The sequence below is a fragment of the Agrobacterium vitis genome, from assembly GCF_037039395.1.
Taxonomy (GTDB): Bacteria; Pseudomonadota; Alphaproteobacteria; order Rhizobiales; family Rhizobiaceae; genus Allorhizobium; species Allorhizobium vitis_E.
Genome location: NZ_CP146242.1, coordinates 24,885 through 37,057 on the forward strand (window position 1 = coordinate 24,885; position 12,173 = coordinate 37,057).

At 59.0% G+C, this 12,173-nt stretch carries 17 protein-coding genes; 7 read left to right on the forward strand and 10 right to left on the reverse strand.

What is annotated here, in order from left to right; genetic code table 11:
• Nucleotides 1-7 precede the first annotated feature (7 nt).
• From V6582_RS02585 to V6582_RS02595, 3 genes are read right to left on the reverse strand one after another with little or no spacing between them, the layout of a single operon-like run.
• Nucleotides 8-328, reverse strand: a complete 321-nt coding sequence (locus tag V6582_RS02585) for a DNA adenine methylase (protein ID WP_156634915.1) — start codon at nt 326-328, stop codon at nt 8-10.
• 59 nt (nt 329-387) lie between these two features.
• Entirely contained in the window at nt 388-915 is a 528-nt protein-coding gene (locus V6582_RS02590; RefSeq protein WP_234889922.1) for a tape measure protein, read from the reverse strand.
• Nucleotides 851-1,315 carry a hypothetical protein gene (locus tag V6582_RS02595; protein ID WP_234889921.1) on the reverse strand — a complete coding sequence of 155 codons (465 nt, stop codon included), beginning with the start codon at nt 1,313-1,315 and terminating at the stop codon, nt 851-853. Before V6582_RS02595 ends, V6582_RS02590 begins: the two co-directional genes overlap by 65 nt.
• Before the next feature lie 14 nt (nt 1,316-1,329).
• Between V6582_RS02595 and V6582_RS02600 the strand changes: the two genes are divergently transcribed.
• The 5 genes from V6582_RS02600 to rfbA all read left to right on the forward strand — a co-directional run bounded on the left by V6582_RS02600 (nt 1,330) and on the right by rfbA (nt 5,263).
• Nucleotides 1,330-1,563: a hypothetical protein gene (locus tag V6582_RS02600; protein ID WP_349508912.1), complete on the forward strand. Its 234-nt coding sequence runs from the start codon at nt 1,330-1,332 to the stop codon at nt 1,561-1,563.
• A 184-nt stretch (nt 1,564-1,747) separates the two neighbouring features.
• Entirely contained in the window at nt 1,748-2,311 is a 564-nt protein-coding gene (rfbC, locus tag V6582_RS02605; protein WP_156550836.1) for a dTDP-4-dehydrorhamnose 3,5-epimerase, read from the forward strand.
• Nucleotides 2,312-2,364: 53 nt separating this feature from the next.
• The gene (gene rfbB / locus V6582_RS02610; protein WP_156634940.1) at nt 2,365-3,420 is read left to right on the forward strand and encodes a dTDP-glucose 4,6-dehydratase; all 1,056 of its coding nucleotides are present in this window, start codon (nt 2,365-2,367) and stop codon (nt 3,418-3,420) included.
• Nucleotides 3,417-4,322, forward strand: a complete 906-nt coding sequence (gene rfbD, locus V6582_RS02615; RefSeq protein ID WP_349508913.1) for a dTDP-4-dehydrorhamnose reductase — start codon at nt 3,417-3,419, stop codon at nt 4,320-4,322. The genes rfbB and rfbD overlap by 4 nt, the downstream gene beginning before the upstream one ends.
• A gap of 77 nt (nt 4,323-4,399) precedes the next feature.
• Nucleotides 4,400-5,263 (forward strand): glucose-1-phosphate thymidylyltransferase RfbA, encoded by an 864-nt coding sequence (gene rfbA, locus V6582_RS02620; protein WP_156533140.1) that lies wholly within the window; start codon nt 4,400-4,402, stop codon nt 5,261-5,263.
• 177 nt (nt 5,264-5,440) lie between these two features.
• Here the strand turns inward: rfbA and V6582_RS02625 are convergent, their stop codons facing one another.
• The 7 genes from V6582_RS02625 to V6582_RS02655 form a co-directional block, all read right to left on the reverse strand.
• Nucleotides 5,441-5,884 (reverse strand): phage major capsid protein, encoded by a 444-nt coding sequence (locus V6582_RS02625; RefSeq protein WP_234889919.1) that lies wholly within the window; start codon nt 5,882-5,884, stop codon nt 5,441-5,443.
• 48 nt (nt 5,885-5,932) lie between these two features.
• Nucleotides 5,933-6,529 carry an HK97 family phage prohead protease gene (locus V6582_RS02630; protein WP_156634908.1) on the reverse strand — a complete coding sequence of 199 codons (597 nt, stop codon included), beginning with the start codon at nt 6,527-6,529 and terminating at the stop codon, nt 5,933-5,935.
• On the reverse strand, nt 6,504-7,781 hold the full coding sequence (locus tag V6582_RS02635) for a phage portal protein (RefSeq protein WP_234889918.1): 1,278 nt from the start codon (nt 7,779-7,781) through the stop codon (nt 6,504-6,506). Before V6582_RS02635 ends, V6582_RS02630 begins: the two co-directional genes overlap by 26 nt.
• The gene (locus tag V6582_RS02640; protein ID WP_156634907.1) at nt 7,778-9,391 is read right to left on the reverse strand and encodes an MT-A70 family methyltransferase; all 1,614 of its coding nucleotides are present in this window, start codon (nt 9,389-9,391) and stop codon (nt 7,778-7,780) included. Before V6582_RS02640 ends, V6582_RS02635 begins: the two co-directional genes overlap by 4 nt.
• A complete protein-coding gene (locus V6582_RS02645; protein ID WP_156634906.1) occupies nt 9,391-9,627 on the reverse strand; it encodes a hypothetical protein in 237 nt (78 codons plus the stop codon). Before V6582_RS02645 ends, V6582_RS02640 begins: the two co-directional genes overlap by 1 nt.
• Complete coding sequence (locus tag V6582_RS02650) at nt 9,624-10,121, reverse strand: hypothetical protein (RefSeq protein ID WP_156634905.1); 498 nt, start codon at nt 10,119-10,121, stop codon at nt 9,624-9,626. Before V6582_RS02650 ends, V6582_RS02645 begins: the two co-directional genes overlap by 4 nt.
• Nucleotides 10,122-10,336: 215 nt before the next feature.
• Entirely contained in the window at nt 10,337-10,561 is a 225-nt protein-coding gene (locus V6582_RS02655; protein ID WP_234889917.1) for a hypothetical protein, read from the reverse strand.
• Nucleotides 10,562-10,681: 120 nt separating this feature from the next.
• Between V6582_RS02655 and V6582_RS02660 the strand changes: the two genes are divergently transcribed.
• On the forward strand, nt 10,682-11,290 hold the full coding sequence (locus V6582_RS02660; protein ID WP_234889916.1) for an XRE family transcriptional regulator: 609 nt from the start codon (nt 10,682-10,684) through the stop codon (nt 11,288-11,290).
• A gap of 672 nt (nt 11,291-11,962) precedes the next feature.
• Nucleotides 11,963-12,169: a hypothetical protein gene (locus tag V6582_RS02665; RefSeq protein WP_156633458.1), complete on the forward strand. Its 207-nt coding sequence runs from the start codon at nt 11,963-11,965 to the stop codon at nt 12,167-12,169.
• The last annotated feature ends 4 nt before the right edge of the window (nt 12,170-12,173 follow it).

The window sequence follows — 12,173 nt, forward strand, 5'->3', positions numbered from 1 at the left end:
TTTGCGATCAGCGGTCGGTTGCGCCGATGGCGTTGAGAGCGTTTCGCACCCTGTCAGGCATAGCAGAGCAGGCAGGAGCGGCACCCGCCCCAGCAGCAGCATTCGGTTTCACGACCTCGCCACTGCGGTCGTTGATCACCTCGGTCCTGGGCGCATTCCGACGCCGAAAGAACACCCCTCCCATGCCGACAAACGGCTCCGCATAGGTCTGGTGCGGCATCGCCTCGATCATCTTGACTAGGCGCGGTGCCAGGCTGCGCTTGCCGCCGATCCAGGCGGCCGGCGGCTGAGTGTTGGGGACGGGCCGGAAGGCTTCACGATTCACCATTTCAAAAATCTCACGACTCAGTCACACAAGCCCCGCCCTGCAGGGTACGGGTGCGACAGTTATCGTTGAGCGCTGTCGGACGGGTTAGGACGCCAATCTTTGGCCCGTCGTTGGGGTGCGTTGCAACACCCCGGCCACCCGGCTGCTACCGTACAAGGCCGCAGGCGCTGCGATGCGCCAAGGCTTTCATCCGTTTGGCCGATATAGCGGGTGAAAGCGTTGTTGACCTTGGTCACGCCCTGTTCAATCGTCTGGGTGGCATTGGCCGCCATCCCCTGGATGGTCGGCAATCCCTTCAGGAACGACTGGAAGAAGTCCCGATTGGACACGGCCCCATCGTTGACCAGTTGTTTGAGCTTGCTGACAGAACCGCCCGCAGCACTGAGACCATTGGCAACAGCGATCAGGATCGGCCTCGCCCCTTCGTTGACAGAGTTGAACTCCTCGGCCTGGACGCGGGTCGAGCCGAGAAGCTGGCCGAGCTGCGTCAGCGCACCCTGCGCTTGCGTGGCAGACTTGCCCTCAATCTTCAGAGCCGTGCCGACGCCATCGGTGAACTTCAGCAGATCGGCCTGAGACGCTACCAAGCGCATCGCCGGATTGCGCCGCCTTGCCGAACAGATCGGCCATGGCACCAATCGGCGCTGCATTGCGCTGGGCCGAGTTGTAAATCTGGTCGAGGACCGCGACCTGATTAACGCCCACGACGCCGGCCACAGCCAGGCTGTTCTTGGCGCTGGTCCAGGCGTCGGCATAATGGATGACGGAATCCACCGTCAGCGCCGCCGAGATACCGGCAATCGGTGCGATCAGCCCTCGTGCCATGGACGTGCCAAGTGCTGAGAACCGGCCATCCATTTTCTTCAAGCGGTTCTCGATGGCGCGGGCCTGTGAACTGGTCACATTCGCGGCCTTCTGCATCTCGCGTTGATAGCCTTTGATGTCGGCCGAAAGTTGCACGACGAGCTTTTCCAGGTCGGTTGCCATGGGTGCCTCGGATTTTGAAAGGATTCAGTGGGCTGGCGGCCTCCGACCGGATAGGTCGTAGATCGGTTGCCGCAATCACGCTGGGGCCTGGCTCGGTCAGCTTTGCCGATCTTCTGAAGGCAGATCCAGCGCGCCGGGTGAAAAATGTCAATCTCGTGGATGCCAGTGAGGAAGATCCGGTTCCGCCGCTCGATTGCTCGTCGGCCTTCGTGCCGTTCTCAAGCTTTGTGGAGGGCGCACCGTTCTGAACGGATAGTGTCGTAAAAAGACATAAATGGCAGACGCTTGCCTGCAATGGTGGCAGATGATCGTAGAGAACTGTCCGAATAACGTCATAATCTTCCGGTTAAGACGGTGGGCACCTAGCATTTTTCTTGCTCTGATAGATCGAGATTGTTAACTGCGCGAGGGGCTTAATTCAAAGGGATAAGAATGCAGTTTGAAGAAACGAAGCTGTCGGGCGTTTTTCTGATCACTCCAAAGCGGTTTGGGGATGCGCGCGGCTATTTCATGGAAACCTTCCGGGCCAGCCTGTTTGAAAGCGAAGTGGGATCTTTCACCTTCGTTCAGGACAATAAGTCGTTTTCGGCAGAGGTTGGTACGGTTCGCGGCCTGCATTTCCAGTTGGACCCGAGGGCGCAGGGCAAGCTCGTTTCCTGTGCGGCTGGCGCCTTGCTGGATGTCGCTGTCGATATTCGCCAGGGCTCGCCGACCTATGGCCAGATGGTGAAAGCCGAACTGACTGCTGAAAATGGCTGCCAGCTTTGGGTGCCGCCGGGTTTTGCCCATGGCTTCTGCACATTGCAGCCCAATACCGTGATCAGCTACAAGGTGACGGATTATTATAGCCCGGATCATGACCGGGGCCTGTTGTGGAACGATCCGGCGCTGGCGATCGACTGGCCGGTGACGGAAGACAACGCCATCCTGTCTGACAAGGACAAGAAGCAGCCAAAGCTGAGTGAACTCGAGACGAATTTCGTCTATCGGCCTTAAGCGCCTCTGCTTTTGCCATTCAGCTCTATGAACGCTAGGGGATATCGAAAATCATGCGCGTACTTGTAACCGGCGGCGCCGGCTTTATCGGATCGGCCGTCGTGCGGCATCTGGTGCTTGAAAAAGGCTATGACGTCCTGAATGTCGACAAGCTGACCTATGCCGGCACCTTGACCTCGCTGAAATCGGTCGAGGCAAATCCGCTTTACCGGTTCCTTCAGGCCGATATCTGCGACGGCCAGGCGATTGCTTCGGCTTTTGCAAGCTTCAAGCCTGATCGTGTCATGCATCTGGCCGCCGAAAGCCATGTCGACCGCTCGATTACCGGGGCGAAGGATTTCGTCGAGACCAATGTGCTCGGCACGTTCACCATGCTGGAATGCGCCCGCGCCTATTGGCAGGGGCTGGAAGGTTCGAGCAAGGACGGTTTCCGCTTCCTGCATGTCTCGACCGACGAAGTCTATGGATCGCTGGGCGATGAGGGTCTGTTTACCGAAACCACCCCTTATGATCCGAGCTCTCCCTACTCAGCCTCGAAAGCGGCCTCCGATCATCTCGCCAAGGCCTGGGCGCGCACCTATGGCCTGCCGGTGGTGGTGTCGAATTGCTCCAACAATTACGGCCCCTTCCATTTCCCGGAAAAGCTCATTCCGCTGATGATCATCAACGCCATGGAAGGCAAGCCTCTGCCGGTTTACGGCAATGGCGCCAATATCCGCGATTGGCTTTACGTCGAAGACCATGCAAGGGCGCTTGATATCATCGCTGAACGTGGTCAGATCGGCGAAACCTATAATGTCGGCGGACGCAATGAGCGACGCAATATCGATGTCGTCAACCGCGTCTGCGCGCTGATGGATGGACTGCATCCGTCGGGCGCACCGCATGACGCGCTGATCCAATATGTGACCGACCGTCCCGGCCACGACGCCCGTTATGCCATCGACGCGACGCGGCTGGAAACCGAACTCGGCTGGAAGGCCCAGGAAACTTTCGAGACCGGCATCGAAAAGACCGTGAAATGGTATCTCGAAAACCGCTGGTGGTGGGAGCCGTTGCGCCAGGGCTATGATGGCAGCCGTCTTGGCCTGCTGAAAGCCGCGAAATGAGCGGCGTGAAGCGCTATCTGGTGACTGGCCTGGCCGGGCAGGTCGTGCAGTCACTGCTTGAGAAAGCCAGCGATCGCAAGGATCTTGACCTGGTCGCCCTGGGGCGGCCGCAGCTCGATCTGGCCGATCCCTCGACGATTGAAGCGGCTGTGCGTGCCGCTCAGCCCGACCTGATTATTTCGGCTGCCGCTTATACCGCAGTCGATCAGGCCGAAACCGACGAGGCCGCAGCCTTCACGGTCAATGGCGAAGGGCCGGGGGAATTGGCGCGGGTTGCCAAGGCGCTGGATATCCCGATCATCCATATCTCGACCGATTATGTCTTCGATGGCAGCAAGGCTTCGCCCTATAACGAGGCCGATCCGGTTGCGCCGCTTGGCGTCTATGGCCGCAGCAAGCTGGAAGGCGAGCGCCGGGTGGCGGCGCAAACCGACAACCACGCGATCCTGCGCACCGCCTGGGTTTATAGCCCGTTCGGCAAGAATTTTCTGCTGACCATGTTGCGGCTGGCCGAAACCCGCGATGAACTGGGCGTAGTGGCCGACCAGATCGGCAATCCGACCTCGGCGCTCGATATTGCCGATGCGGTGCTGAAAGTTGCCGAAAACCTGCTGTCGTCCAAGGACGCCGATCTGCGCGGCACATTCCATATGACGGGATCAGGAGAGGCGAGCTGGGCGGAGTTTGCAGCTGAAATTTTCAGGCTGTCTGCTGACCAAAACGGCCCCTCGGCCAAAGTCAATCCGATCCCGGCCAGCGCCTACCCGACGCCCGCCAAACGGCCTGCGAATTCCCGGCTGAATTGCGCCAAACTGGCCAGGGTTCATGCTATCGATATCCCCGATTGGCGCGTGTCGACGGAACTGGTCATTGATCGGTTACGGCGGCCAGCGGCAGTTTAGAGTTTGTCTGGGCAACGATGGTCGCCGGCTTTCCTCAAAAGACAACGAACACAAATGACGTGTCAGGAGTTTTATAAATGAAGGGTATCATTCTAGCCGGTGGCAGCGGCACCCGCCTGCATCCCATGACGCTAGTCACCTCCAAGCAGCTCATGCCTGTCTATGACAAGCCGATGATCTATTATCCGCTCTCGACACTGATGCTGGCCGGGATTCGCGATATCCTGATCATTTCGACGCCGAAGGATCTGCCGAATTTTCAAAGCCTGCTGGGTGATGGGTCGAAATGGGGGATTTCGCTGACCTATGCCGAGCAGCCGACGCCGGATGGCCTGGCTCAGGCCTATATTATCGGCGCGGATTTCGTCGGCTCCAGCCCGTCCTGCCTCATTCTGGGGGACAATATCTTCTACGGTCACGGCATCAACGACCTGTTCAGAAGTGCTGTGGCCCGCAATGACGGGGCAACCGTGTTTGCCTATCACGTCAACGATCCGGAACGCTATGGCGTGGTGGAATTCGACAAGGACATGAAGGCGGTTTCGATCGAGGAAAAGCCTCAGGTACCGCGCTCGAGCTGGGCCGTGACCGGGCTTTACTTCTACGACAAGGATGTCGTGGATATTGCCGCAAACCTTAAGCCATCGGCGCGCGGCGAGCTGGAAATCACCGACGTCAACCGGGTCTATCTCGAACGGGGCCGGCTCAGTGTCGAAAAGATGAGCCGTGGTTATGCATGGCTGGATACCGGGACCCCCGACAGTCTGCTGGATGCCTCGGAATTCGTCGCCACGCTGGAACGCCGCCAGGGCTTCAAGATCTCCTGCCCGGAAGAGATAGCCTATCGGCTCGGCTTCATCGACGCCCAGCAGTTGGAGACGCTCGGCCTGCAATATGGCAAGAGCGCCTATGGGCAATATCTGCTGAAAAAAGTGCTCTGACGCTTTTAAACCGAACGCGTATCTGCAATACAGCGCCACGCACCTGAGAAGGTGTGGCGCTGTAACAGTTTATATATCCTACGTAATTTCGATGTCGGGCCCCAAATAGCGAACAAAAATGATTCAGCATCATTGTGCCGTAACATTCGATCTTTGCTCGACAACACACCACCCCGATCAACCGCCAATATAGCCACCGGCAATGCCGCTCATCGTCACCTGGTCGCGGGTCTCGAACTCGGCAGCGCCGCGCTGCAGCACCGCACGCTCTTCCTTGGTCAGATCGGACGGATTGACACCGCAGACGACCTTGGCAAACACACTGCGATATTCGACCTTGCCACCCTGGGGCAGATCGTCGCCGCGCATTTCCGGGGTATCGCGCAGCGGACGCTGTTTGGCGCGGCGCTCTTCGTCGCGCTTTTCCAGCTCGATCAGCTTTTCTTCGCGGTCGAGAAGCCCTTGCAGCCGATCATATTCGGCCATTGCCGTATCATGGGCGCTTTCCAGTTCCTTGGACCGAACCTCATCGGTGTCAGGCGTGATCGCCTCCAGCCGTTCGCGGGCCTCGGTGACAAGGCGCGCCTGCTTTTCGCGCAATTCTTTCAGTCTTTGCGACATAGTCATGCTCCTGATTGTGGGGGGAGTGGGATTGTGTGGACGCGGGGCTTACGAGCGCCGCGTCAGGTCGAGGCCGATTTTCAGGCGCAGGCGTGTGGCCAGTCCATGAGAACGGGTTTCGGTTCCACGAGCGCTTTCCAGCGACCGCAGGGCAATGGAGGTGCCGGCATAGGCCGGGATGGAGACGATGGAGACTTCGAACAGATTGAGATCGGTCAGCGTCCGGCGCGGCATGGATCTGGAAAAGTCCCATTCCTCGCCAATCGCCTCAAAGCCGAACGACATGCCTGACACGTCGCCCCGGGCAATCAGCGTGCGGACATCGCGTCCGACCGTGGTATCGGGAAGGTCGATTTCGACAGCCAGGCCCTTGGCATCCTCAGATAGCCGCAGCGTTCCCGCCCGGTTGCGACCCAGCACATGGGCCGTGTCATGGTCATAGAAGGCGCGGATATCATCAGATCGCAGCGACCGGGCAAAAGCACCCGGTGCAATGCTTTCCTCGAACACCCCGGCAATGGTGGTGACATCGCCAAAATTGGCGGCATAGCCGGCCACCGTCATTCGCTCGCCATCGCCCCGGGCTTCCACCGGCAGCACCAACGAGCGGCGCTCACGCTCACCCGGCTTCGGTTTCGGTGTCATCGGTCACCTGCCTTTCTGTGTCTGCTGCGGGATCATTGAGCGGCGGGTCGCCATTCTCGCCCATTGCGCTGTTGCCAGTGGCACTTGTGTCGATGACACTGGTGCCGGTGGCACTGCCGATGGCAACGGTTGCGCCCTGGATGTAGAGCTGGTCGGCAGCCGGGTTTGGATCACGTGGACGGCCTTCAATCTCCCGGCCCTCGTTCGGGGTCAGCAGCGCCGAGTTGACGCCGGTTGCGAGCGCTTCCAGGCGGCTCTTGAAGTCACCGCGCATCAGGCCGTCGAGGTTGTGGCGGACATAACGGCGGGTGTTCATCCGCCCAAAAATCTTCAGGTTCATTTCCCCTTCGAGCGCCGTCGCCCATTGGCTGACCAGGTGCTTGACCAGATAGAGGTCGTTCTGCTCGACATTGGAGAAGGTTGCCCGGCTCAAGTCCTGAAGGAAGTTCGGCGGGATCTGATAGGCGCGGGCAATTTCCTGCACCTGATACAGCCGGGCCTCGGTCATCTGCCCCTTGGCCGGGTCGTAACCCACTTGGGTGAGTTTGTAGCCAACCGGCAACTGGATCAGGGGAAGCTGATCGTCCCGCGCCGCTTTCACCGCCCGCTTGATGTCTTCTCGCGCCCGCTGCATGGCCTTGTCATTGGCGGGCATCGGCCCTTCCAGCGCCAAGGGCGGAACGCCGCCGCCTGCAAAAAAGTTCGAGGCATAGTCGTTCATGGCCAAGGCCAGTTGGATGGCCTTTTCCGCCATGGCAATCGGGCCGCGATGCTGGACCAGATTACGCTTCAGCATATAGGGGATGTCGATCACGTCGGTGGCTGGATATTCCCTGCCCTCGAAACTGTAGAACAGCCGCCCGCCGCGCCGGCGGATCGAGCAGCTACCCGGATCAATCGGCCAAAGCGCCTCAATGCCAGCACCCTTGCGCTCGATCCAGGCCAGCCCCCGTCCACCGGTAAACACCTGTTCCCAGAAGAAGCGTCGGAACTTCGAGGTGTCCATTTCGTCGTTCGGGTTTTCTTCCAGAACGACAGCCAGTTTGCCGCCGAGCCGCACCGGTCCCCGTTCGCCCGTCCGGTAGACATAGAGCGGAAGCGTTGCAAGCGTCCGCGATAGAAACGACAGGCGCAGGCCGTCCCGCGTCGCTTCCAGCGTCCAGGCGTCCCTTTGCAGCCGCTCGGCCGATCCACGAAGCCGGTTCACGGTGGCGATTTCCCTGTGCCGTCTTTGCAAGGCCTCCGCCGTCATGCGCCACCCCCTTCCGAGACCGGCGCGGTCTGCGTGGCCTCCGAGGTCTGCGATGCCTCAAAGCCCCAGAAGTCCCATTTGCCGCCAAGCCGCACGTCGTCTTCCGCCAGGCTTTCCTTGCGCTGAAACAGTTCTAGTTTCGGCAGTTGCGGCCACAGCCGGTCGATCTGTTCGGCAAACCACACAGGCTTGCGGCTATGCTCGGTCTTTGCCTCGGCATAGAGGCTGTCCGGCTGGGTGCCGGGCAATGGAGCCAGCGAGACCTTGCCGCGCTTGCCGATCAACAGCAGTTCATGGCGATCCCGCACCCAGCGGCCCATGCCGATATGCACCTTGTCCCAGGCCATGCAGGTGACATAGTCAAAGCCCCAGGCCCGCAGCACGTCGATGCCATCGGGCAACCGGTTGGTGGTGACCCACAGGAACAACAGCGCATCCATGGTGAAGGGCGAGTTCTGGCCAGCACACAGCGCCTTGATTTCCTCCAACGGCATGGCGGGATATTTGAGGCCCTTGTCTTGCCCGGTCTCATCGCTCCAGGCTTCTTGCTGCCAGGGCGGGTCGGCATAGCCGATGGCATAGGCACCACGCGGCACATCGCCGCTCTTGCGCCGGCCATGCTCGGCAATAGCACTGACCAGATGCAGTCGCATGTCCCGGCTATGCTTTTGGTTGGTGGTGCGGATCGCCTTCGATTCGGCCGTCACGGCCTTGTCTGCTGCGATCAGATCGCGGGCAAAGCGCTCTTGCGCCTCTGCCGTTTCCAGCCGCTTCAACTGGTCGAGCGTCACGCCCTTGTCGTGCCGGCTGCCGCGCAACATCTGCAATGCCGTGCGGGAAATCTTCTCGCCACGCTCGACATCGCGCTGAATGGTGCGCTCTTTCTGTCCGGTTGCTTGCGCCGTGGCAGCGGTGAAGCGTTTGACCTCAGTAGCTTCGCCAATTTGACGAACCTTCGGACGGCCGTTTCCAACAGCGCCATTTGCCGTGTCGGGAAACTTGACCAGATAGATTTCCTTGCGACGATGCAGAAACAGCGCCCGGTCGGACGGCGTCAGATCGGCGCGGATCAGGTTTTCGTCAATCTCGCAAAGCTGACGGTCGAGATCGTCGCCACGCTTGTGAAAGCAGAGAATGAACTCTAGCCCCAGGCGCTTGCAGGCCTCCAGGCGGTGGCCGCCCGCACCGAGATCCACCTCAGCGTCGTCAACATCGCCATAGACGGTGATCGGGGTTTCCAGCCCGTAGTCGCGGATGTTGTCCATCAGCGCCAGAACGGTCGTCTCATTCAGGGTCCGCAGCCGGTGTTCGGCGCGGATGCTGACAATCCGCCGTTCTGTCGCCACCTTGGTTTTGGGCTGGGACGATGGTGCAACGTCACCGAGGCCGAGCGCCGCCAGCATCTCACGCGCCCGATCTGTCGGATACCAGCGATTGCCATCCTTCTGATCGCGGATCAGATAGCCGCAGCCTTCGGCTGCCACCTTGTTGGCGGCAATCACCTGCGCCACGTCCTTGGTGAACACCTCGCCATCGCGGATAGCTGCTACAACAAGGGAAAGCCCGGCGGAACCGGGCTTGGGGAACTTCACGGACGCATAACCGGCCATCAGTTCGCCCTCATCAGACGATCAAGATAGGCTTGGCCCAGACCGGTCAGCAGCACCGTCTTGTGATCCTCGCGGATCAGCACATAGCCACAGGCACGGCAGTCGTTCGCCAACTGCCGGTCAGGGCCATCAGGCACGATCAGCTGACCACCATGGATTTTGAGCTTGCGCAGGAAGCCCCGTGCCCGCGCACTCAAGGGCCGCTCGAACAGCGGGGTCAGGGTTGCGTCGATCATGGCTGCTCTCCCACGATCCGCAGGCCAAGCTTATCGCCGCCCCGCGCCTTCACACCGGCCAGCGCCTTGCGAAGCGCGGCAAGACCGACTTCCAATTCCGCCGCATCCCGGTCCATCTTGGTGGCTTCCGCAGGTGTCACCACCATGTCGGAGATCGCCACCGCGCCACCGGAAATCAAATCGCCAGCCCGGCGCACCATCTCCGAATAGGCAACGACGACACCTTGATCCACGGCCTTGTCGCTTGCCGGGTCGGTCAACCGCCGCCCGCTCAGTTCTGCCATAGCCGAGGTCACGACCGGCACCCCGCATTCGCTCTCCAGCGCATAGACAACCGAAATCGGCATCAGGTCCGTATCACGCGGATTGTTCATCCGGCCGATATGGCTGGCAGACACCGATGAAATCTCCGACGCCCGCTCGATACCGCCAACCAGCCTAATCAGGTCACGTTGCGCCGCTTTGATGCGATGAAACCAAGCGCTTGTTTGCATAAGACAAAACCTTTCCCGCGCCGGGAAATCTCCGGCGTTTTTCCCGTGGTGGGAATTGATCAAAAATGTGAGGAATGGGCCGTCAGATACTCACGGAGGCCCGCATGCAAAACGAAAATTGCCCGCACCAGATCGGACGCCAAACAACCTGGTGCGGGCTGCGCGCAGCTGGGAGGACAGCCAGCGCGAAGGGTATGGAGGAAAGAGCCGCACTGTCATTGAGCGACCTCCAAGGAGTTCGACTCAGGGCGGATAACGCCTGCTGGCCATTCAACACCCTCTGGCCAATTGTCAGCAAACCAGCCAAGCGCGGAATTGAAGCGGTTTACACCGATGTCGGAACCCGCTCGTAGCGCTGCTAATTTTTTGCTGTCGCCAAAAACACGGTAGCTGGCAGTCTTCTCCGATACGCCAGTGGCGTAGGAGTAGATGTCGCTCAATCTCAAAAGGTGCCCGATGTCTAACATAGAAGCGATAAGCGGTTATTTTACCGCTTATGTCAACGGTTTTATTACCGCTATCACGAGACATCTGCTACGGTTAGATTACCGCATATGCTGATGGATATTCTCAACAGAATTCAGGAACGGCTCGACGCGGTTGGTTTGAGCGCGAATGCGGCGTCTGTAAAGGCTGGCATAAGCAAGGACGCTATCCGCAATATTCAACGCGCCTGCAAAAGTGGCCGCGACGGAATATCCATAACAACTCTCATTAAACTTGCACCCGTATTGCAGACCACGCCATCATGGCTGCTGGAAGGGAGCAGCAATGCGAATCAGTTTAGGGTGCCTAAAATTTCGTGGGTAAGCGCTGGAGCTTTTGACACTGCCGACACGGTGCACAGCTTTGATGAGTTCCCAACAATCGAAACCTCGGGCTTGCCCGACGGTGACTGGGTGGCTTTGGAAGTACAGGGCGATTCAATGGATCGCATATCTCCTCCCGGCTCTGTGATCTTCGTGAACCGAGCAGACCGCAAGTTAAGCCATAATGCGTGCTATATCATTCAGGACGTTGATGGCAGCGCAACCTACAAAAGGTATCGCCAAAGCCCAATGAGATTTGAGCCGGTATCGACAAATCCGGAACACGAGACAATATATCCAAATGACAACAGTACACCCAATGTATTTGGGCGGGTGTCTCGGTCTGTTATCGAAATGTAATTAATGGCGGACTCAGTTCTGAAACGCACCAGACTGATTTGCGATTTCGATTTTACAGGCTAGGAGCGGCGTTCGAAAACCGTGCGTCTAGCATGGGTGATTATTGACGCACAATGATCCGTTATGCGGATGTCTGCTGTATTTCAAATGCAGAGCACGCCTGATGTTTTCGAAAATCGCCTGCGCGGCTCAAATAAGCGGTAAAATTACCGTATGCATATTGACGGCGGTTATATTACCGCCTTATATTCATCCAACGGCCCAACCTAGCCGATTTCCACCCCGCCCGGTGGAGATGCAGAGACGCCGCCGGAAGCCCCCCCCCCCCACAAGCCCTACCCATCCGGCGGCGTCACATAAAACGAGAAGAGGATAGGCGCATCCTCAAGCCAAGGATGGGAAATCATGCAGCAGTGTCAGCACTGTGGATCTGATAGTGGCCGAGGGATTCTTGCCGCCGCCACAACGTTGGCACAGTTGCAAGACCAAACCTCCACCTTCCCCAGTCACGCCACCGCTGAGACCAACCCGCACTTCAAATACGCACCAAGGACGGCGTCTTGATTACCGTGCCGTGCATTACCGCGCATGTGGAAATGATAGCACACGAGCAAAAATGACGCAGAGCAATGGATTTCGATAACGCACACCCACAGACGCGGGAGAGACAGAATGCAAAAAGCTGATCGGACTCTGGGGACGAACCCCACTAGAAAACGTGCCAGCGAACATGCCATGGCGGCGGCTTTGAAGGCCGCCAGACGCGCAGGCCTCATGGTAGATCGCCTGCTTATCCAGGACGGCACGGTTGAGATACGATTTGCCGGCAGCGTTGAAAGCGATGCCGAACCAGCCTCTCTTGACCTTAAAGAATGGTAGGACG

Coding starts and splice junctions, on each gene's coding strand:
- V6582_RS02585 (WP_156634915.1), bottom strand. CDS start 328: ATGGTGAATCGTGAAGCCTTCCGGCCCGTCCCCAACACTCAGCCGCCG.
- V6582_RS02595 (WP_234889921.1), bottom strand. CDS start 1,315: ATGGCAACCGACCTGGAAAAGCTCGTCGTGCAACTTTCGGCCGACATC.
- rfbC (WP_156550836.1), top strand. CDS start 1,748: ATGCAGTTTGAAGAAACGAAGCTGTCGGGCGTTTTTCTGATCACTCCA.
- rfbB (WP_156634940.1), top strand. CDS start 2,365: ATGCGCGTACTTGTAACCGGCGGCGCCGGCTTTATCGGATCGGCCGTC.
- rfbD (WP_349508913.1), top strand. CDS start 3,417: ATGAGCGGCGTGAAGCGCTATCTGGTGACTGGCCTGGCCGGGCAGGTC.
- rfbA (WP_156533140.1), top strand. CDS start 4,400: ATGAAGGGTATCATTCTAGCCGGTGGCAGCGGCACCCGCCTGCATCCC.
- V6582_RS02625 (WP_234889919.1), bottom strand. CDS start 5,884: ATGTCGCAAAGACTGAAAGAATTGCGCGAAAAGCAGGCGCGCCTTGTC.
- V6582_RS02630 (WP_156634908.1), bottom strand. CDS start 6,529: ATGACACCGAAACCGAAGCCGGGTGAGCGTGAGCGCCGCTCGTTGGTG.
- V6582_RS02635 (WP_234889918.1), bottom strand. CDS start 7,781: ATGACGGCGGAGGCCTTGCAAAGACGGCACAGGGAAATCGCCACCGTG.
- V6582_RS02640 (WP_156634907.1), bottom strand. CDS start 9,391: ATGGCCGGTTATGCGTCCGTGAAGTTCCCCAAGCCCGGTTCCGCCGGG.
- V6582_RS02645 (WP_156634906.1), bottom strand. CDS start 9,627: ATGATCGACGCAACCCTGACCCCGCTGTTCGAGCGGCCCTTGAGTGCG.
- V6582_RS02650 (WP_156634905.1), bottom strand. CDS start 10,121: ATGCAAACAAGCGCTTGGTTTCATCGCATCAAAGCGGCGCAACGTGAC.
- V6582_RS02660 (WP_234889916.1), top strand. CDS start 10,682: ATGGATATTCTCAACAGAATTCAGGAACGGCTCGACGCGGTTGGTTTG.
- V6582_RS02665 (WP_156633458.1), top strand. CDS start 11,963: ATGCAAAAAGCTGATCGGACTCTGGGGACGAACCCCACTAGAAAACGT.